Consider the following 20,356-nt stretch of genomic DNA (forward strand, 5'->3'; position numbering starts at 1 on the left):
TTGTGAAATGGGTAAAAATAGCGAACTGCTTATGCCGACAATTGACATGAAGGGGCATTCTTACGATGATTTTCTATCTGCGATTGAACGTCAAGGCTATTATGAAATCAAAAATCCACGTGTCTATAGGCCTGGCACTAATGAAATTGAGCAAGTTGAAGGGATTTTTAGAATAAATCAATGGAGTAAATAAATGCAGACATATAAATTAAAAAATAAAGAGAATTATAAATATTTTGTCAAACATTATCTAGAGGTGATGAAGGAAGAGAAGCAGAAGCATTTCTTGGAGAGGATATTAGGTATCGTTTTCAACAACGCAACTCAATGATAACAGAATACACTGATATTCAGGTGTTGATGGAATATTGTTTATTCCCTCTATATGTAGAAGGTGATAAAGACATAGAGAGAAGGACATTTGAGATATTAAAAGAGTTCTCTTTAAGTATTGATGAAAAGAAAATATGGCAAGTTACAGAATATTTATTGCTTCAAGATTTTATTCTGGCGGAATATAAGCCCCTTCCTTTTGAAATTGATACAAGAAAATTAGTTCCTCTTATACTTGATACAATAGAAAAACTTCCTAACGAGTTAAAAACTAGTGGATATTATGGTCGATTAATTGGAAATATTAAATCAATTCCTTCTTTCAAGTATTATGAGGTGGAAAAGGTAGAGAAGATTCTTAAGGAATTCAAGGAAAAATATGACAATCCACCTAAAGTAGTAGAGTCTATTAAAGAAGTTGAGGAAATTGAACTAGACGTTACAAGCATCGATGCGATGGGCGTCTCTGATGACCATCTTGAGTTGTTGTTGATTGATGAAAACAAATGGATTGAGTCATTAGAAGAGGAACATCTCTTGAAACTTCAAGAAAAACTCAATAACTATATCTACTTCCTCGAAAGCAAGCAGTATGTGGCACGATATGGCGATAAGTTTGACAAAAAAGTCATCCATATCACATTCCAGTATTCTCCATCTGATAACGGATTGGCCTTTCTCGCGGCGGTCCAGAAAGTATTACAACCCACTGATATGAGTTTGAAGGTAGAATTGCCAGAGTAAAAAAGGGAGCGGAAACGCTCTCTTTTTGTAGTATAATGTAGAAGAATTAGATTTATACTAGGAACAATTCAACGAACTCCACCAGCTAGTGAAGTCCTACACGGCTCTATTGGGAGCGGATCTCGCTTTGATAACGGCTACAGGGAAAGAGATGTACAGAACTGATAGTGTCTTGGGTCAAAACATGTTTCCTGGTTTGCAGTAGGGAGGTATCATGAGTTACAATATAAAATTTGATGATATCACCTCTGTTCAAGTGGAAAGTCAAAAGACGATGAATGCTTGGGGAGAGTCCATGTCTAGTCTAAACAAGGCTATGAACGACTTCATAAAGAATCAAAACCTCCAAGGTCAGTCCATGTCGAGTGTGTAAGCTTGTTGGTAAAAGCGTAAAAACTTTGTAACAAAAGTAAATCTGTGTGTAACTGTAACTTACTAGTTGCAGTTTTTTCTTTATACAAAAACTACATTAAAATGGTAACCCCTCTATAAAACATGGTATAATAGGCCTATATAGCTCAATGAAGTAAACCTATCACAAGGGATTGAGAAAAAGGATAAAACAGTCATGTCAACAGTAAAAAGTGATATAAACCTTGCGCAAACCTATGCGACTCAGCTGAAAAATGCTTGTCAATCGTTAACAGATATTGCTGCGACTAGTCAAGATGACTTAACAACCCTTCAAGGGAATAACAAGGCCCATCAATGTCTGACAAAGGATCAAAATCTAGCTAGTCAAATTACAACTGCTGTCACGCTAACTTCAGAACGACTGCACTCTGTAGCGAGTGATTTTGAGGCGCTAGATGAAGCAGCTGCCAATGGTTTTGGGAGTCATACATGAGCAAGTTGGATGAGTTGAAGAAAAAAGAGCGAGACCTCTTGTACCAGCTAGAAGACAACGGAAAAGAGAATTACCGCACCAAAGAACTGATAGAAACCTTTGAAGGGTACGATAGAGCTAGCCACCGTTATCAAAGTGATTTGTGGGAGGTTGCCTATCAGAGCCGATACGCAGGACAGTTGGAAGAAACGCTCCTGCAAAGAAACCAACTCAAAAACCAAATCCTTGAGGACCTTACCTACCACATGGATGATTTGAAGAAAGAAAAGTTCCGGTTAGAGGGAGACTTGGATGCGGTTTACTATGAAAGACGCAAGGAACTAGAAAGAGAGGAGGAGACACGTCATGGGCATTGATATGTATTTGGAACAATCACAACTACAAAGTTCGAGTGTAGCGACCATGTGTCAATCTCAGGTGGAGGCTTATCAAGACTTGCAATCAGCCATCCAAAAGTTTTCAGAGGATACAGAAAGTCTAAAGGGCGATGCTTATAATTCGGCTAGAAGTTTTTTTGCAAGTGTCTTATTGCCCTTGAGCAAAGGGGGACAGCTCTACGCAGAAACCTTCTCTCAAGCTATCAAGAAATTGCCAGAAGACTATCAAACGATGGTCGACAGCAAGAGTTGGCGCGAGGATGATCTGCTTGATAAGATCCGTCAGGAAGAGCAGTTGATTGCCTATCTAGATGAAGTCAACCAATCCCTTTCTAGCTTGACCATGGATAGTGAAGAAAAAGGGAGATTGAGACGCAGTAATGTGGAACTCATGCGAGGACACCATGCGAATAAACGTGTCTATGAAACGATTTTGGGAGACCTACGTGCCTATGATAGCTACTCAGGAGGATTGTTCGATGATTTAGACAGTATCGACGTGCAGTTGAGTCGAGGATTGGCCCAGATTGAATCGAGTTGGGATGCAAAGCAAGGCGTCTTTAAAGTCCCATCTGACCTGACTTGGGCCAACTACCTGACTGCCTATTCTGATACAAAGGACTTGAAGCTCAGTCGTCAAGAGAAGGCCTTTGTCCAAACCATGATGGCAGAGTACGGCTTTGACGCAGAGACAGCCCAACAGCTCTTGACCATCAAGCAGGGGATAGACAAGAAGTTTCCAAACTCAAGTCAAGAGTTTCGTGACTATATCTTTTTGCGAGTCGTCGGTGCAGCGTCTTACAACGAATCAAAGTGGGATGAGACTGCAGGCTATTTAAAAAATTATTTTTATGATGAGGTTGTTAGTAGTCCATCTACAGTTGAAAAAATGAGAGTAGAAAAACCACTTTTTGAAATTTTTAAAGAACTTGGAATCAAAGATGAAACAGATGCCAAAAAATTGATTTATAATCTTAGATTGCAGCATGTGTTAGCTAGCGGCGGAAGTAGTGTTAAAGAAATGAAGGAAAATGATAATAAAACAGGAACTACATTTTATAGTGATGCTCGGTATAAGTATGAAAAAGTTTATGGCAAAAATAACAAATTTGACCAATTTTGGGACAGTAAATTAAAGTCATACTCTAACAACGGAGTGGGTCATGCAGACTTTACCCACCAGTCCATCACTATGGCTACTCATCTAAATCCTAGCAGTTTCCAGTTATCCGATGTCTATGGCGGTAGAGAGCATGTCAAGGACCTTTCAGGCTGGGAGGGAGACACGACCTTTAATGCAAACGATATGAAGCCGAGCATCGGCGAGGATGATTACAAGGCGGATTTAGACTCGGTCAACCTTATCGGCCGCATGCAAGAGGGGCAATCCTATGATCAAGCTATCTCTTCTTACTATGCTGACCTTCAAAAGGATCCCACTCAGAGAGAAAGAGAATTCTTGAAAAATAAAGATTGGAAGAAGGTAAGAGGCACAATCTATTCCAGTCTAGTGCCGGCAGATATTCTGAAAAAGGGTGAGGTATCTATTAAAGAGTACATTGATAAAAACCATTCAGATGTATCAACATTTTTAAATCGCTTAGAAGCTATGGGAAATTAGGAGGATGATGATGAAAAAAATATTAGGTCTAGTAGCCTTATTTGTGATAATAGTATCATCCTGTTTCTACTTTTTTCCTAGACAACCTAAAAACATTTTTGATGAGATTTATCAGGAGACGGAGAGGACTTATCTTGGAAACAATGTTTTTAACCAGTTGAAAGATGTTGAAGTACATAAGTATGAAATATATGATAAAGATATGCAGGGAACAGGAAAGTATACTCCCAAGGTAATTTACATTGATAATTATCTTCCTGCAAATTATTCCGAGACTAAAATAGAGTTTAATTTCGATAGTATAAACAAAGGAATGTCTATTCGGTTTGAGCGGAAAGTAAATTCAAAGTTTTCTTTGTGGTATTTAAGTTATTACAATATTGAGAGTAAGACTCTAGAGAAAGAACTTGCAATTTTAGAGGAGCCAAGAAAGGCTGGAGAGTACCTCAAAGATGAAGAAAAAATAAGAGACTATTTAAAAAAATACAACATAACCAAAGAAGATTTAGACAAACATTACGACGAAATCGTCAATCAGAAAGTCTTGAAAGACTGGTGTACCATTTATGACAGTAAGTATTCTCCAAGCAACTATGGCGAGGTGAAAGTCGAAACCCAGTGGGAGAATTGGTGATAGTTTATGCAGACTTTACCCATAGGCAAATTTCACTGTTAATAAGGATTTTATTGAAGAAACTATAGCAGATTGAAGCTAGAATAGTACACCATGACTAATAAAACATTTCTAGAAATTAATTTGACTTTCCTAATCGATGTGTTCACATCTTGTTTCAATCTACTATAATTTTGAGATATAAAAATAGTATGAATGTTATTATGATAATGAAATTGATGATTGGATGGTTGTATGTGAAATAAAATCACGTTGATATTAAAATAGAATGGAGAAATCTAAAACTGTAGCTATTATGAAGATTAGTAAAATATTTAAATATATCTCGTTACTTATAGCGGTAATATTGCTGCTATTCTTTTGGAAATTTATGATTAATGAAGTTATTTCTACTAATTTGAAAGTTTCTCAAGGAAATTTATTTGTATTAACTTTTATATTTTGGTTAGAAATAATTTTTTTATTGGTTATATATGACCTAGTAATTTTTAACTTATATAGTGTTATACGTTATTATTTGAGAGAACTGGGGGAATGGGCAGTAAGAACAAAAAAAGTAAGCTGTGCACTTTACATAATTAGATTGAACTATTATTTTCTAAGACTAAGCAGATTATTGCGATTAGGTTGGGTAACTTATGATAGTGACGAAAAAAGTTTGGTATGGATAGGAATATCTAAACTCACAGTGACTAAACTCATATTTAACATATTTAAGATTATAATAAGTATACCTATGCTTTTGGCATTTTTATCCGCTTGCTTCTCATTGAGAATATTGAGGGTAGATATTACCCATTATTTATCTAAGTTTCAAGAAATCTTGATAAGTATATTACAAATAAAAGTAAATATTAGTGATGTCTTTTTGAGATTACCAGCTATCGTGGCTTTAGTGACAATACTACCGACCGTTTTCTTCTTCTATTTCTATAGTCAAAAACGTGAAGTTAGAAAAGTGATCGATAAGGAAAATGGTCAATATTTTGAAGAAGTCATCTTACTGTTTGAAAAATTGTTGATTTGGGTCAATCATCATATTTACCAGATTTCTGAAAATTTTGATTATGTTATTAATTGTCAAGATTTGATTATTGAAGTGTTTTTAGAAAAAGAAATTCCTAATTATGTGTCTTTAACTGAGAAAAAATATTATAGAACAGAAGGAATTGAAGAATTTAACTTTTTAGAAATATCTGATTTAAGTGAATTACGAGAAATTGTTACTCGATTGATGAGTGATAGATTAATTAAATTTACACGTATATTTTCAATTAATCGATTTGATATCTGGCAATTTTATTTGAGGGATTTTGATTCATTAAGCGAAGAAGAGGAAATCGAAAAATTATTCTACACCCAAAAAGGGATGGCTTCTAAATTAGCAAAGCGTTACACGTACTCATATGATGTCACCAAAGATAAACTTGAACAGGAGAGAAAAAAAGAGCAGTCGTGTTTATCATGGTCTATTTATAATAATTTGGAGTCATTATATAGGCTAATGAGAATGAGAAACTCATTAAGATCCTATCTTTATTCTTCAAGGATGGAGCGATTAATACTAAAAGTATTGAATAAAGATAGGTAGTTACATTTCACAGTTTAATTACAGAGTTAATCTTTTGATTTTGTATATTAGTATAGAAGAAACACGCCAAGTGTGTAGCTTTACTAGTGAAATCTTGGTTAAGTAATTAAGCCTTGGAGGGGATGACTATAAGTCAGACTTGGATTCTTACTTCGACGAAATCGTCAACCAGAAAGTCTTGAAGGACTGGTGTTCGATTTATGACAGCAAGTACTCGCCAAGCGACTATGGCGAGGTTAAAGTCGAAACCCAGTGGGAGAATTGGTAGTAAGTTGTATAAGAAATTGTGAAATAACTTTCAAACAGTTCTCTCCTTTTTATTAGGTTGTTTGGAATAAGGCAGTATATTCTTTCGTTCTTTAATATAGAAGTTTGCTATCACGACATCTCGAATATGCGCACTTACCTAGTAGAGGTGCATGGAACTCTGCTTCAGACACTGGTCAATTTGATGAATGACTACTCAACTAACCTCCTATCCAAATTTTGAAGAACGTTTAAAACATATCCTAGAAAATCAAGTTTATGGATTTGTGCCTTCACCATTTATCTATAATGTTTCCACTAATTTTATCTTTGGAAATCTCTCCTAAAATATCAGTAGAAAGAACTTTGTTCTAGAAGATACCATTCCTGCTGCTAAAGAAGGACGTATCCAAGAATTAGTAGATAAATATTTTGAGTAGTAGTTGATTGAAATTAAAACTTACGAAATTGTACAAAGAACTTTTGTATCTAAAAATATAAAAAGAGGTCAAGTTAAATCTTGACCTTTTTTGATTAAAGAGTATATTATCGTTGTTTAGGTAGAATAAAACAGAATCAGAAAATATAAATATGTATCATATCGAATTCTATCATCTCGGTTGATCAATAAATATTTATTTTATATTTATTAAATTAAAATATTATTTTAGTGTTAAATATCTATTGTTGGTGATATAATTTAAGAGAAGTTTTTTATAAGGAAGTTTTTATTATGGTTATTAACAAAATTAATTTAGTTATACCAAATGATATTCAAAAGGGCATAGAGTCAGGGATATACAAACAGTTTGGTTCTATTATCAGAAATAATAAGGGACAAATTATTAAACATCTCAAAGCTGTGGATCTTTCAAAAGATACTGCAAATAGATTAGTTGGGAACAAAGCTGTAAAAATGAGTCTAGTTGGTGCAGGGGTTGTAGCCGTAGGAGGTGTCGCTTATTTTGGTTATCATACTATTAGAATGAACAATCTAACAAAATCTTTAATAAAAAGATTGACCCAGTATTTAATCATAGCTCAAAAAGGTGAGTTGACTGAAAAAGATGTTGACAAGTTTCTAAACTTCTTAAACAAAAATGAATCTATGCTAAAGAAATTAGAATTAGATACCTCTCTTGATGAATTATTCTTATTGGTTAAGACTTATACAGAACAGTTTGCTGAAGCCAATAACTATGTGTATAATAAAAAATTTAAAACAAAGACTAATCATAAAGATAAAATTATTAACTTAAAAGAGTATCTTGAAGTGCAAAAGGACATTTATGATTCAGAAGTAGTTTAGTTTTTTATTATAAAATATTAGATGCTAAAACAAAATAGTCTCAATTCTAATTTCTGAAATTATTTTTTTAACAAGTATTTTCATTCAAATCATATTTTTTCAATTATAAATGATTTATCAGAATACGAAGGGCGATATAAAATGTTTCAAGTATACTGACAATAGGTTTAAAAAATATAGAAATTAGGACGCTACGATTGAGGGGATTTTTTGGAAATGAAAAAAGGTAGAATTTATGAAAATTAATAAAATTAATATTCGAAATTATCGTCTATTGAAGGATTTTTCTTTAGAATTGAAGAGTGAATTGTCGTTAATTGTTGGGAAAAATAATTGCGGAAAAACCTCAGTTTTATCTGTATTGGAAAAGGTAATTAATAAAAGATCTAGTTTAACCTGGGAAGATATAAATTTAAATCATAGAAAAGTAATTTTTGAAAATATAAAAAAGGTCTCGGATATTCCTGACTCGGAATTAGAACCTACTTTAGGAATCAACCTTCAAATATGGATTCAGTACTCAGAAGAAGATTCTTATCAAAACATCCAGCCATTTATGATGGATCTAAATCCTGATAATAATTTTATTATACTTGAATTTACGTATACAATCCCTATTCAAAAACTTCGTGACTTAAATGATCAAGTTAGTGATTTTATAGATGATTTTTCAAAGTTTGAGTTGTTCATGAAGAAAAATATGAGTAAATTTTTTGAAATGCAGGTTTACTCGCTGGGATACAATCCTTCTACTCAAGAATTAACAGAAGAAAAATCTAATTTACTTGAAATGAAAGATGTTCATAAAATTATTAAAGTAAGAGGGATCAGTGCTAGTCGAGAAGTCTCTAATAAAGAAAATAATCATTCATTGTCTAAGACGTCAAATCGATTTTATAAATTAAATAATGGTGAAGATATTGACACCAATGCAAATAATTTACTTCAATCTGCAATTTTAAAGGCAGATGAGACTTTAACGAAAGCCTATAGTGGTGATGATAGCAACGAAGGTATATTTACTCAAGTCTTTGAACGAGTAAAAAAATTTGGTGGAAATGATAGTGAAGCAGAGTTGGCAATTCATTCATCACTGTCTGAGAAAGATATTTTAAGTAACAATACGACGCTATACTATAAGCATGATGATAGTCTATTGCCGGAAACATATAATGGCTTGGGGTATTTAAATCTATATGGAATTATTTTTGAAATTGAGACTGTAATGGCAGATATAGAAAAAGATCCTGCAGATATTAACCTAGTTTATATTGAAGAGCCAGAATCGCATACACATCCACAATTACAGTATATTTTTATCAAGAATATCAAAGATTTGTTAAAAGTACACGATGATGAACTAAAAACACGCGGAGCTACTAGTGGTATTCAAACTTTAATTACAACTCATTCCTCTCACATAGTTTCTGATTGTAACTTTGATGATCTAATTTATTTTAAACGTGATAACGGCACAGCAGTATCAAAGGCTTTTAATTCATTGAAAGAAGAATATGGTGATGAACAATTAGGATATAAATTTGTAAAGCAGTACCTTACTCTCAATAGTAGTGAATTATTTTTTGCTGATAAAGTCATTTGTGTTGAGGGTGATACAGAAAGAATTTTAATTCCTACGATGATGCAAAAGGTGGATATATCCAATCCAATAAATCGAACTTCTAACACAATGCCATTGCTTTCTCAAAATATTTCAATCATTGAAACAGGTGCTCATTCACAAGTGTTTAGGAAGTTATTTGATTTTTTAGGAATAAAAGTATTGATAATTACAGATATTGACCCAGCGAATAAAAATGGAAATAATCGCTTGACTTCTTGTTCAGCAGTAGAGGCTACTTCTACGACAAATGCTTCAATTAAAAGCTTTTTTGATATTTCTGGAGATGAAGTTTTTTCAATAGTAGCTCAAAAGAGTTTTGAAGAAAAAATAACATCAGATAATAGAATTCGTATTGCCTACCAAATTCCAGAAGATGAAAATACTTATCAGCCTGCTAGTTTTGAGGATGCCTTTATCAGTTTAAATAAACAATTCATTATTAATCAAAAAGATGGTCTTATTAAATTTGAAGCTTTAAAAAACTTCGATGATAGTGAAATAGAAGATTTCTATAAATTTGCTAGGGATAAAGTGAATAAAAAATCTGCATTAGCGTCAAGTTTATTATACTTTGAAGATGATGGAAATACTTGGAAAGTGCCTAAATACATTTCGGAGGGGTTGTTATGGTTGAGAAGACAATAGAACCGGAAGTAGAAATGGTATTTGAAGCAATTAAAGAAGATAAAAACTTCATTCTTGAAGGTGGTGCTGGAAGTGGAAAAACTTTTTCATTAATTTCCATAATTGAAAAAATCTCAAGAGATGAACCAGACAAATCCATTGTATGTATTACTTATACTAATAATGCTGTTGCCGAAATTAGAGAGCGGATAACTAATGATAAATTAAAAGTATCAACGATTCATGAATTTATCTGGAGTATCATTGGACAATTTCAAAATGAAATAAAATACTGTTTAATTGATCTGATAAATGATGATGAGCAGAAAGAATTTATTAGACCTCTTGATTATCCAAGTGAAAGTCAACTTACAGATACTTATTTTGAAAACATTCGTGTAGATTATGATGAGCGTTATTCAATGAGTATAATTGATAATCGCGTTCAAATTAGTCATGACCATATTCTATTAGTTGCTGAAAAAATGTTTTCTACTCATCCTAAGTTATGCGACATTTTGATCGATATAGCTGATTATATTTTTGTAGATGAATATCAAGATACTAGTCCGTTAGTTGTAAAAATTTTATTGGAATATATACAGAATAGAACAAAGAAAAATATTGTGGGATTTTTTGGAGATTCTATGCAAGCCATCTATGACTCAGGAGTAGGAGACTTAAGTTCGTATAATCTAATAAAGATAGCAAAAGCTCAAAATCGTCGCAATCCTAAAAAAGTTATTGATTTAGCTAATAAATTTAGAGATGATGGATTGGTTCAAACTCCATCCAACGATGATACAGCACCTAATATGGATAATGGGAGTATCATTCCAGGAATAGTGAAATTTATCTATGGGAATGATATTAATCAACTTGAAATTCTTAGAGGTAGTCAACTTTATAGAAAGTTAGAATTTAATGCACCCTCAAAAACAAAAGAATTGCGCCTGACACATAAACTTAATGCAGAAATGGCAGGTTTTTCTAAGTTATTTGAGTTATATAATACTGATTTATTTGTAAAATTAATTACAGGTATAAAGAAAAAAATCAATGAGAACAAGATAGTTGATAATGGAAAATCATTTAAAGATTTAGTAGAAGAAGCTCAAATAGTTGTTAGAAGGGGAGGGCCCTTAATAGTCGATGAGATTAAATCCAATTCAGAACTATCAGCTTTTTATGATGAAATTAAAACGTGCTCGTTTGAAGAAGTTAGTAGTAAGAGTAAAATTAATAAAGAATCGCTATTATCTTATAAATTTAATGGATTAAGTAGTAGATATGAAGCGGGCACAGATAGGGATAGAATTCTTAAAAGGTTGGATTTAGTCTATGAGCTAGTAAAACTATATAAAACAGGTAAGCATAATGAATTTTTACGTATTACTAAGTTTAAAATAACTTCGTCCAAAGATAAAATTAGTCTATCAAATGTTATGACAGAAATCTCTGCTGATGATATCACAATTGGAAGAGTAATAGAGCTTGCAGAGGAATGTGAACTAATTTCAAAGGATGACTTATTTACTAATTTTATTAAAAATAGAGGACATTATTTATGGTCGCGACTTAAGATAATGCCGTTTCAAGAATATGTAAATAGTATTGATTATCTCAGAGAATATGTATCTGTTATAACGCAACATAAGGTCAAAGGCAGTGAATATGAGAATGTCTTAGTTTTATTAGATAATGGGAAATGGAATCAATATAATTTTGATACCTTGTTTGGAAAAGGTTCTTCTAATGAGAACGTTCAAAATAGAACTAAGAGGTTATTCTATGTTGCAATTACTAGAGCGATGAAAAATTTAATTGTTTACATGCCGAGTAATGATCGTCAGATTATTGAAAAAGCAAAAGATTATTTTGAAGAGAGTGATATTGTTGATGTTCTGTCATTAGTTGATGAGTAAATAAACTTTAACAATTGTTGAACTGAAAGTTGAAGGAGCAATTATGATTACATTGGAAAATGATTTACTTGAATTTGATATTACAGGTGTTCTAGGTTATGAAATTAATCAGCACATTGATTTTTATAATACCGGAGTAGAGGAAGCTTATGTGGCAATAAAAAATAAAGATGACAGTACAGCACTGTCCATTTTAAGAATATTAAAATCACAACTAGATATGGAGTATGAGTATTTTGATTCTAAAAGGTTTTGGGATTTTGGTAAATTAAATGATGCTTACAGTTATGTTGATGGTATAAATAGAGCTAGTCGAGCATTGGTGGGAGCACCCAATTATCGAAATATGAAATCTATGCTCTATGACATTCAAGATTATATGACTAGAACAAGATTTGACGATGATAGGTATTATGGAAATGTATTCGCTTTAGCTGTTGACAAATATTTAGATGAGATGACAGCCTCGGAACGTCATTCGCGTTTTGGAATATTCCTTCAAGGGATTAGAAAGTTTTACCATCAACCAGGAAAAGGTACAGCAAAACAATGCATTACTCTATCTAAAGGTCTCGCTCTTAAAGATATAGAACCTTTTATCTTCGTAGAGCATATTGAGAGATATTTGTGATAATTTATAATGCACTTCGTATATCAAATGTACAAAACAATAACAATTCAAATGGTGTGAACTTTTTGGTAAAATCTAGCTCAATTTGTGTATTTTTAGGGTAAAATTCACACCATTCAACTGAAATATATTCAAATTTGATGAAATTGTTCTTTCTGAAAGCGTTGGAAAACATTGATTTTAAGCCCATGTTGAAACTTATTCAAATAAAAGTGTTTCCAACCAGGTCTTAAGAAAGCTCGTAAAGCATCACAATTTAGTAAACGTTAATTCGATAGAATTACTATACATACAAAGAGCACCTTTCGGGGTGTTCTTTTTTCGATTTTCTTACTAAATTGAGGGATATATAGTAGTATTTTTTTAGTAATACTTGATATTTTGGTATAATATGATTATTCAAATAGTCTGAATATATAGTAACAAGGAGGAAGTAATGGCTGATTTTTTTGATGGGAAAATTGTTTATCTTGATGAGCAAGCTGTTTTTGATTTTTTAGAATTACATCAAAATGGGATACAATCTGATATCATAAAACGTGTGTCTGAAAATATGGTTGAGGTAGATGCCGAGGGAAAGGTTGGTATGAATTTATTTACTCGATTTAAGATAGGGCTCTCTGGCAATGCTTCATATCAACGTAGCGGTGTTGTAGAGTCACAGATTACCTCTACATTATTAAGTAACTTTAAGAGGGTTATAACTGAAACAAAGAAAGGAAAATCTCTAAAGATTGAATGTTTAAATAATATTAAACTGTCTATAGAAAAAGATTCTCCCGCATTTTATCGTAACATTACTCCAGTTCTTGATACGATAAAAGATATTGAACAAGTAAAGAGTCTAACAGAAAATGATAAAAATAATTTTAAAGGATTTGAAATCAGAAATTTTGAAAAAGCTCTAGATAAGTTATCTGGTTATTATGAAATTAAAGGTACTGATTCAAATGGTAAGGAAATGATTATTAGATTTAATATATCAGGTCTTCGCAATAATTATACTTTGAGTGATTTAACTAAAATGGATATAATTCTTTTTGGGATTAAGGTTGGAGAAGTGGACTCAATTGATTTAAGTTTTAATACTATGATAGATAGATTGTCAAACCGAAGTCAACGACAAATAGGCATTGATTTTGATGAAGAGCAAGAAAATAATCAAATTCCGATATATGATATTCTTGCGGCAGGTGTGTAATGATAAAATTCAATATTTTTTTTGAGCCTATACAAAAATTTAATGAACGAGTCAAAAAGTTAAACACCTATGTTGCATTTAATGAGTCAATTATAAATTGGACTAAAGATTCAACTATTATTGATTTGATAGAACCTCTCTCAGGGAGAGAGATTTGTATTTTTAGAATGGATACATACTCACTTTCTGGGAGTCTAATTTTTGAAAATATTGATTTACTAATTAAAATATTTGATGAAGCAGAAATTGAGGAAGTATATCTTCACAATCCTCCTAAAAAATTTTTTAATTTACTAAAGCAACGGATTTCATCAGAATATTTAATTATCGAACGAAGTTCTTTTGCAAAAATTAGTGAGGAGCAAATCCAAAGTGTCTCTAAAGATTTAAATGAGAAAATAATTGGGCAAGAAAAAGCTAAGAAAAATTTATTAAGGAAACTTGTTGCTCAGCTTGTGCGACCGACTGCAAAACCGTTGGTTTTAATGTTTTATGGTGAACCAGGGATTGGAAAAACGGAAACTGCGAGACAACTATCAGCTACATTGTATGGTAATGAAAATATTATCAGAGAACAAATGTCAATGGTTGGTGGTGAATCAAGTGTAAAATATTTTAAATCTACAAACCATAGTGAGGACTCGTTTTCTAAAACACTATTAAATAGAGAGTCGAATGTAATTTTGCTTGATGAATTTGCTTTAGCTCCTACTTTCTTTCACAGTACGTTCTTTCAAATGTTTGATGAAGGTATTTATGAAGACCAAAATTATAAAGTAGATTTAAGTAACTCAATTATTATTTGTACCTCTAATTTCAAGAGTATAACAGAGATGGAAAATAAAATTGATATTGCATTATTAAGTAGATTTGATGGCTTTATCAAATTCTCCCCCTTATCTATTAGTGAAAAAAAGCAGATTTTAAAAAATACATACTTAAGAATTATTGATGCTGAATCTATGGCTCGTGAGTATCAACAATACTTAGATGAGATTGAAATATTAAATAGGGTTGAACTTAAATTAAACAATCTTCCCAATGTTAGAGCCATAAGAAAGTATGTTGAAGATGTTGTTGCGGATGAATTATTGGAGGTTATAATAAATGGTAAATCAAACTGATTATGTTAATCACCTGAGAGAGCGTATGAATATTGCAATTGAAGAAGGATTTTATATTGAATCAATTTCATGTTCTTATGCTATTATTGAGAATAGAACAAAGAGAATTGTTGAACATTTAGGAAAGTCAGCAAAAGAAATGTCTCTAGATAAGAAAATAGGATATATTTATGAAAAAATTATGATAAAGGATAGCATAATTGATAAAAAATTGAAGAAGCTTGTTAGTTATCTAAATTATCGACTAATAGATTCGCAGATAATGCTTGTGGATTCATCAAAAACTTATGATGATTGGAAATTGAGTAAAGATAAATCAACCAGTGAAAATAAAATATATCAATTTAAGCAACTTAGGAATGAGATTGTTCATGATTTAGCAACTTATGATAGCAGTCATCCTAAATTGATAGATTTTGATTCTTATATTGATTTAGCGATGTTAGGGAAAGAGGTTGCAGTGGAATTATCTAGAATTGCAACAGGAATGAAGAGAAAAAATCAAAATTTATAATTGACTTTTATTTTTGGATGTAATAAAATAAATACGTAAGACACCGTTATTTAGGTAGCGCCACGGATTGGCGTTGGGACGTAAAACTCCTGTCTTACTTTTATTATCTAAAAAGTGTAGAGAAAAATGTAGAGATTCGATTGCTTTGTACCACGAAGTAGTGAAATTTTTCAATTTCAAAAATCAAATAAAATGAAGGCTTCTCCTGTCGATTGCCGTGTAGTAAATCCCTAGTTAATATCTGTAAAAACCAAATAAGGTAAACTTTTGATATTCTGGTTCGATTTTAGCTTGTTTTGATTGAAAGTTTACCTTATTTTGATGAAATTGATTAAAATTAGTTGAAATTTTATCTTTTTGAAATTCGTGAAAAAGTTGATTTTAAAGCATTTTGAAATTAGATAAAATAAGTGATGACCCACCCAGGTCTTAAGAAAGCTCGTAAAGCATCAAATAATAGAAGAATAAAATTTAATATAAAAAAATCCCATCAGAATATTTCTGGTGGGATTTTTGGTGGGGAACCAATCAATTTTGATTTATTTTTAACCTTTTATAATAACTGAAAATGCTGTTAAATCAACCATTTCACTTCAAATCATGTTTATTAATCATTCCCACTCACTAAAAGTCAGATATTGACTATTTAGGATAGTTGATTTAATAGTGATTGATAATACAATCAATGAGTACTATTTAATATTATTTGAGTCTTTTGTTGTTAAATTGTTGTCAGATTTCTGCCAAGGCCATTTGAATTTTTTATTAGACTTTTTGAATTTGTAAAATTCGTTAACATCATCAGCAAATTCTTTAGCTTCAGCTAGTATACTATCTAAAATTAACTCTTCATCTTTATCAAGTTTATTTTTTTCCACTAGTATTTTTTTAAGTAAATCTGTATTTACAGATTCATCTAATAGTTCAAATGCAAATGTCATTTTTAAATCATAAAGTTTTTGTGTATCGGACTCTTTAAGCACACTTAAATCATACTTATTATTTTTATTTAAAATTTTATCTCCAAAATTTACCTGTCTTCCTAATAGTTCATCAGTGGAAGTATCAAGTATTCTTGATAGCTTTACTATATTTTCTAGATTAGGTTCATTTTTCCCAGTTTCCCAATCACTATAAGAATTTTGTTTTATACCAATTTGTTCTGCTATTTCTTTTTGAGTTAGCTTTTTTTCTTTTCTAAGTTCTTTAAGTTTATCAGTAAAATAAGTCATATAAAACCTCCAATCGTAAATAACGATATTTTTGTTGACAATAATCGTAAAACACGATATAATGATATTATCGTATAAGACGATAATCAAATTATATCAAACTATACAACGTTTGGCAAGAAGTGGAGGTAACTGCCTATGATTGTATAAAAAAGTCTTTGAAGAAAATTTCTCAAAGACTAAAATAGTAGTAAATTCAGTTTCTTGTTGCTAGTAGCTAGTAGCTAGTAGCAGGAGCGGAAGCGGAACGCCAGCGACTGCGCTCACTAGCGCTCACTAGCGGACGCTAGCAACTAAGGATAGGTTACTAGTAGCTGGTAGCTAGTAGCAGGAGCGAAAGCGTGAGCCAGCGACTGCGTGTACTAGCGTGTACCAGCGTGTACTAGTAACCTATCAGTAACACAGTATATTTCACAAACTTTTAGTTGAAAATAGACCTACAATCTCTAATAGGTAGGTCTAAAAGACATTGAAGAGCCTTCAAACCCTTGGGAGAGTAGGCGTGGAGTGCATTTTATTGAACGAAATCGTGTTGGTACTTAGAGCCACAAGGGAATAGAGCTTGTTTGATGTCTTTTGCCGAAAGACAAGGATATTTTAGCAAGTAAAAAAAGATTGTGAAATTATATCAAACATATAGATAAGGAAATATAAAAATGGAAAAATTTAAAATAACAGCAACAAAATTTATTAAAGGTGAATTTGAATTCGACAAGGAGCAATTTGAAATGCCAAAAACACTAAGAGTTGATTTTACAAAAGCTAGAGAAAAATTTGAGTATGTTGAAATTAACGGAGAAAACACAAGAACTGATAGAATTGAAGGTTACACGATTTATTCTAAAGATGGGGAACTGGCTCAATTCTTAGAAGAAAAAGGCATGATTTCTGAGTTAGATGAATTAAAAGACTTTGTATTTGAAATTTTCGGTGATTTAGAAAAAGTTAAAATGTTTAAAGAAAAAGGTTTAACTCGTTATATCATTTTGACAGACTATGCTATTAAACCAAAATGGAATAACTCAAGACAATGTTTTGATAGTATTAAATTAGAGGTGAGAGAATTTGAAGAGGAGTAATACGGTCACTATTGACTGGTTTGCTAACACAGTAAAGCCAGTTGATGATGTTGACTATATTAGGTCTTGTAAATATGTTATTGAAAAACTGTTAAAGTTAAATTTTAATGATTTTGTTCTTGAGTTGTATGGTACAAACCGATATAATCATCATTTTGCCTATGCAGATATTAAGGTTTATTTTTCTCTAAATGATGATAATTCAATGAATTATGGAATGGGAATATTTACCGAGATGAGAGGGCAAGGGTGTAGACAATATGAACAATTTATGGACGGTTCAATTAATAACTGGATTGCTTTAGTAAGTAGGTATCTTAATGATTGTGCCCATTTCACAAGGTTAGATGTGGCAAATGATATTTATGATGGAAGTTTATCAGTTCAGAAAATTTACGAATATTGCAAACAAGGCTTATGTATTAGCTATTCAAAAAAATATGAATATCATGAAACTGGCAGACTTGAAGATGGTGAAATCGTTGGAGAAACAATAAATATTGGAAAAAAAGGAAGTAACTCGCAACAGTGGGGAGTGTATAATAAGCTTATGGAACAAGGAGAGAAGGCAAGCGACATAGGAATTGATTCATGGGTTCGTTCGGAGCTTAGATTATTTGGAGATAAGGCTGTGTTATTTGCTCAAAATATGGCTATGAAGAAACCATTGAAAGATTTGTTTTTCTCTGTATTGGCTAGCCATTATCGATTTGTTTTATCGGATAAATACTCGATAGATACAAAAAAATCAAGAAGGGATACTGTTTCATGGTGGAATGAATATATTCAAACAAAGGAGCGTACAAAATTGAAAACAGTTAGAGAAGAAACTACTTTGCTTAAGTCAAAAGAATTTCTAGAAACTCAAGTTGCTCGGACACTTTCCAAAGTATATAAGGCTTATGAGAGTTCTCAAGGGGTAGAATCTGCAAATGCATATATAAATTATCTGTTAGCTCTTGGCCTTGAAAAAATGAATGATAAAGATTATACAGAAGTCAAAGAATTTTCAGTTGAGCAAAATAACAGTTTTTCATGGGGGAAATAAAATGGCTAAAAAAATTGTTATTTTCTTTGACAAAAGATTAGAGTTGGATTTTTGTATAATACGAATCGGAAAAAGTTTGTTGGTAAGTCAGGAACTGAATAATATATATATGTTCATGAATGATAAAGATTTATGGACTAGATGCAAAAAAAAGATGCGTGAAAATTCATCACACATCAAAATAAAAAACCAAATTAATTATATCATAAAGAAAGGGGAAAAAGTATGTTTGTTGTAAAAAAAGATTTAATGAAATTAGGTTTTTCAAGTTGGCAAGCTATGATGTTAGTAAAACAGGCTAAAGCAAAATTAGCTAGTCAAGGACTAACATGGTATGAAAGTAAAGGTCTAGGACGTGTACCACTTGAAACAGTAGAAGAAATCTTGGGTGTGAAAATAGATGAATCCAGTCTAGTAGATATGGAAGTAAAAGAAAATGCCTAAAATATCTAGTATTTATCCTATGGGAAATGGCACGTATAGAGCGACTGTTTCTCTAGGTTTTGATGTTCAGACTGGTAAAAGGATACAAAAGTTTAAGAATGGTTTTAAAACGCAAAAGGAGGCTCAAGAGTGGCGTTTACGCATGCTTGCTGACTTTGGTAAAGGTTCTATAACCGTCAATAGCACAATGACTTTTAAAAAGTTTCTTGATGATTATTTTATACCAGATTATAAAAGTCAAGTCAGAAAACGTACTTTTGATATGACACAATCTAAATTTAAAAGACTGTCATTTTTTGAAAATATGAAGTTATCTGATATTCAAGCACCTCATGTAAAGCAGTGGCAAAATTCAATGTTTATTGAGGGATTGTCTAATAATTATATACGTTCTGTTCATCAAATTTTACAACAGATTTTTGATTTAGCAGTTAAACTAGGTATGTTATCAAGTAATGTTGCTAAAACAGTAGGAAACGTAAAGAAAGACCGTCCTAAAGTTGATTTTTGGACAGTGGAAGAATTTCAGTTATTTATTAGTACATTTGATAAATCTAATATTTATGAATTATTGTATTTTACTACATTTTGGTTTTTCTTTATGACTGGAGTTAGGACAAGTGAGTTACAAGCTATTGAATGGTCGAAAATTGACTTTGAAAAAGGTACAGTTTTAATAGACTGTTCAATGTATTATAAAAGCCAAAAAGAGTGGTATCTTACTGATACAAAATCTATATCAGGTGTTAGACTGTTGTATCTTGATGATGATACATTAGAACATTTGAAATTTTGGAAGAACGCACAATCTCAAATAGGGGAATGTAAATTTGTATTTTCCATAGCAGATTGTCCATTGGTAAAATCAACTCTTAAACGTGTTCTAAAATCTCATAGTGATTACGCAAAAATAAAATCAATTAGGATCCACGATTTAAGACACTCTCATGCCAGCTTTATGCTCTCACTGGGAATGAATGATTTAGAAATGCAAAATCGTCTAGGACATGCTGATATTAAGACCACACTTGGAACATACTCTCATTTAAGACCAAATGCAATGAAAGAAGTAGCTACTAGAATGACTGGGAAAGTAGTGGTGAGTGACAATAATATCAGAAAGAGCAAATTTAATGGCAATCAGCATACTAAAAAAATTCAATCTAAAGTTTTGTCTGACTAGCGAAGTCTGTCTGATTAAACTTTTG

General features: G+C 31.8%; 21 protein-coding genes and 2 pseudogenes. 22 read left to right on the plus strand and 1 reads right to left on the minus strand.

The annotated features are described in order from the left end of the window. Window positions 1-31: 31 nt before the first annotated feature. From QM857_RS06435 to QM857_RS06515, 17 genes and pseudogenes are all read left to right on the plus strand, one after another. A complete protein-coding gene (locus QM857_RS06435) occupies window positions 32-193 on the plus strand; it encodes a hypothetical protein (protein WP_414275430.1) in 162 nt (53 codons plus the stop codon). A 104-nt stretch (window positions 194-297) separates the two neighbouring features. Further along, window positions 298-1,077, plus strand: a complete 780-nt coding sequence (gene ifs, locus QM857_RS06440) for an NAD glycohydrolase toxin immunity factor (RefSeq protein WP_414275512.1) — start codon at window positions 298-300, stop codon at window positions 1,075-1,077. Window positions 1,078-1,291: 214 nt separating this feature from the next. Then, window positions 1,292-1,450, plus strand: coding sequence for a hypothetical protein (locus tag QM857_RS06445; protein ID WP_414275431.1), 159 nt, complete (start codon window positions 1,292-1,294; stop codon window positions 1,448-1,450). Between the two features lie 195 nt (window positions 1,451-1,645). Continuing rightward, window positions 1,646-1,924, plus strand: coding sequence for a TIGR04197 family type VII secretion effector (locus tag QM857_RS06450; RefSeq protein WP_414275432.1), 279 nt, complete (start codon window positions 1,646-1,648; stop codon window positions 1,922-1,924). Then, window positions 1,921-2,280, plus strand: coding sequence for a hypothetical protein (locus QM857_RS06455; RefSeq protein ID WP_414275433.1), 360 nt, complete (start codon window positions 1,921-1,923; stop codon window positions 2,278-2,280). The genes QM857_RS06450 and QM857_RS06455 overlap by 4 nt, the downstream gene beginning before the upstream one ends. Then, on the plus strand, window positions 2,270-3,922 hold the full coding sequence (locus QM857_RS06460) for a hypothetical protein (protein ID WP_414275434.1): 1,653 nt from the start codon (window positions 2,270-2,272) through the stop codon (window positions 3,920-3,922). The genes QM857_RS06455 and QM857_RS06460 overlap by 11 nt, the downstream gene beginning before the upstream one ends. A gap of 10 nt (window positions 3,923-3,932) precedes the next feature. Beyond that, entirely contained in the window at window positions 3,933-4,556 is a 624-nt protein-coding gene (locus QM857_RS06465) for a TipC family immunity protein (protein ID WP_414275435.1), read from the plus strand. A 370-nt stretch (window positions 4,557-4,926) separates the two neighbouring features. Beyond that, window positions 4,927-6,147 carry a hypothetical protein gene (locus tag QM857_RS06470; RefSeq protein WP_414275436.1) on the plus strand — a complete coding sequence of 407 codons (1,221 nt, stop codon included), beginning with the start codon at window positions 4,927-4,929 and terminating at the stop codon, window positions 6,145-6,147. A 136-nt stretch (window positions 6,148-6,283) separates the two neighbouring features. Further along, window positions 6,284-6,415, plus strand: a pseudogene (locus QM857_RS06475) (TipC family immunity protein); the annotation flags it as partial. 208 nt (window positions 6,416-6,623) lie between these two features. Further along, a pseudogene (locus QM857_RS06480) lies at window positions 6,624-6,833 on the plus strand (hypothetical protein); the annotation flags it as partial. A gap of 293 nt (window positions 6,834-7,126) precedes the next feature. After that, window positions 7,127-7,702, plus strand: a complete 576-nt coding sequence (locus QM857_RS06485) for a hypothetical protein (protein ID WP_414275437.1) — start codon at window positions 7,127-7,129, stop codon at window positions 7,700-7,702. Window positions 7,703-7,937: 235 nt separating this feature from the next. Next, window positions 7,938-9,971: an ATP-dependent nuclease gene (locus tag QM857_RS06490; RefSeq protein WP_414275438.1), complete on the plus strand. Its 2,034-nt coding sequence runs from the start codon at window positions 7,938-7,940 to the stop codon at window positions 9,969-9,971. Beyond that, window positions 9,953-11,875 carry a UvrD-helicase domain-containing protein gene (locus QM857_RS06495; protein WP_414275439.1) on the plus strand — a complete coding sequence of 641 codons (1,923 nt, stop codon included), beginning with the start codon at window positions 9,953-9,955 and terminating at the stop codon, window positions 11,873-11,875. The genes QM857_RS06490 and QM857_RS06495 overlap by 19 nt, the downstream gene beginning before the upstream one ends. 43 nt (window positions 11,876-11,918) lie before the next feature. After that, on the plus strand, window positions 11,919-12,506 hold the full coding sequence (locus QM857_RS06500; protein WP_414275440.1) for a hypothetical protein: 588 nt from the start codon (window positions 11,919-11,921) through the stop codon (window positions 12,504-12,506). Window positions 12,507-12,942: 436 nt separating this feature from the next. Continuing rightward, window positions 12,943-13,707, plus strand: coding sequence for a DUF6414 family protein (locus QM857_RS06505; RefSeq protein ID WP_314945915.1), 765 nt, complete (start codon window positions 12,943-12,945; stop codon window positions 13,705-13,707). Beyond that, window positions 13,707-14,831, plus strand: a complete 1,125-nt coding sequence (locus QM857_RS06510) for an AAA family ATPase (protein WP_414275441.1) — start codon at window positions 13,707-13,709, stop codon at window positions 14,829-14,831. Before QM857_RS06505 ends, QM857_RS06510 begins: the two co-directional genes overlap by 1 nt. Then, window positions 14,815-15,345 (plus strand): hypothetical protein, encoded by a 531-nt coding sequence (locus QM857_RS06515; protein ID WP_314945921.1) that lies wholly within the window; start codon window positions 14,815-14,817, stop codon window positions 15,343-15,345. Before QM857_RS06510 ends, QM857_RS06515 begins: the two co-directional genes overlap by 17 nt. Before the next feature lie 692 nt (window positions 15,346-16,037). On the opposite strand, the gene QM857_RS06520 is transcribed toward QM857_RS06515, so the two are convergent. After that, window positions 16,038-16,577, minus strand: a complete 540-nt coding sequence (locus QM857_RS06520; RefSeq protein WP_414275442.1) for a helix-turn-helix domain-containing protein — start codon at window positions 16,575-16,577, stop codon at window positions 16,038-16,040. 656 nt (window positions 16,578-17,233) lie between these two features. On the opposite strand from QM857_RS06520, the gene QM857_RS06525 reads away from it, so the two are divergent. From QM857_RS06525 to QM857_RS06545, 5 genes are read left to right on the plus strand one after another with little or no spacing between them, the layout of a single operon-like run. Next, complete coding sequence (locus tag QM857_RS06525; protein ID WP_414275443.1) at window positions 17,234-17,656, plus strand: hypothetical protein; 423 nt, start codon at window positions 17,234-17,236, stop codon at window positions 17,654-17,656. Beyond that, entirely contained in the window at window positions 17,643-18,704 is a 1,062-nt protein-coding gene (locus tag QM857_RS06530; protein ID WP_414275444.1) for a replication initiation factor domain-containing protein, read from the plus strand. Before QM857_RS06525 ends, QM857_RS06530 begins: the two co-directional genes overlap by 14 nt. Before the next feature lies 1 nt (window position 18,705). After that, window positions 18,706-18,942, plus strand: a complete 237-nt coding sequence (locus tag QM857_RS06535) for a hypothetical protein (protein WP_414275445.1) — start codon at window positions 18,706-18,708, stop codon at window positions 18,940-18,942. Beyond that, entirely contained in the window at window positions 18,930-19,148 is a 219-nt protein-coding gene (locus tag QM857_RS06540) for a DUF3173 family protein (RefSeq protein WP_414275446.1), read from the plus strand. The genes QM857_RS06535 and QM857_RS06540 overlap by 13 nt, the downstream gene beginning before the upstream one ends. Next, complete coding sequence (locus QM857_RS06545) at window positions 19,141-20,331, plus strand: tyrosine-type recombinase/integrase (protein WP_414275447.1); 1,191 nt, start codon at window positions 19,141-19,143, stop codon at window positions 20,329-20,331. The genes QM857_RS06540 and QM857_RS06545 overlap by 8 nt, the downstream gene beginning before the upstream one ends. Window positions 20,332-20,356: the final 25 nt, after the last annotated feature.

The organism is Streptococcus infantis (assembly GCF_047463315.1).
GTDB classification, from domain to species: Bacteria; Bacillota; Bacilli; order Lactobacillales; family Streptococcaceae; genus Streptococcus; species Streptococcus infantis_AB.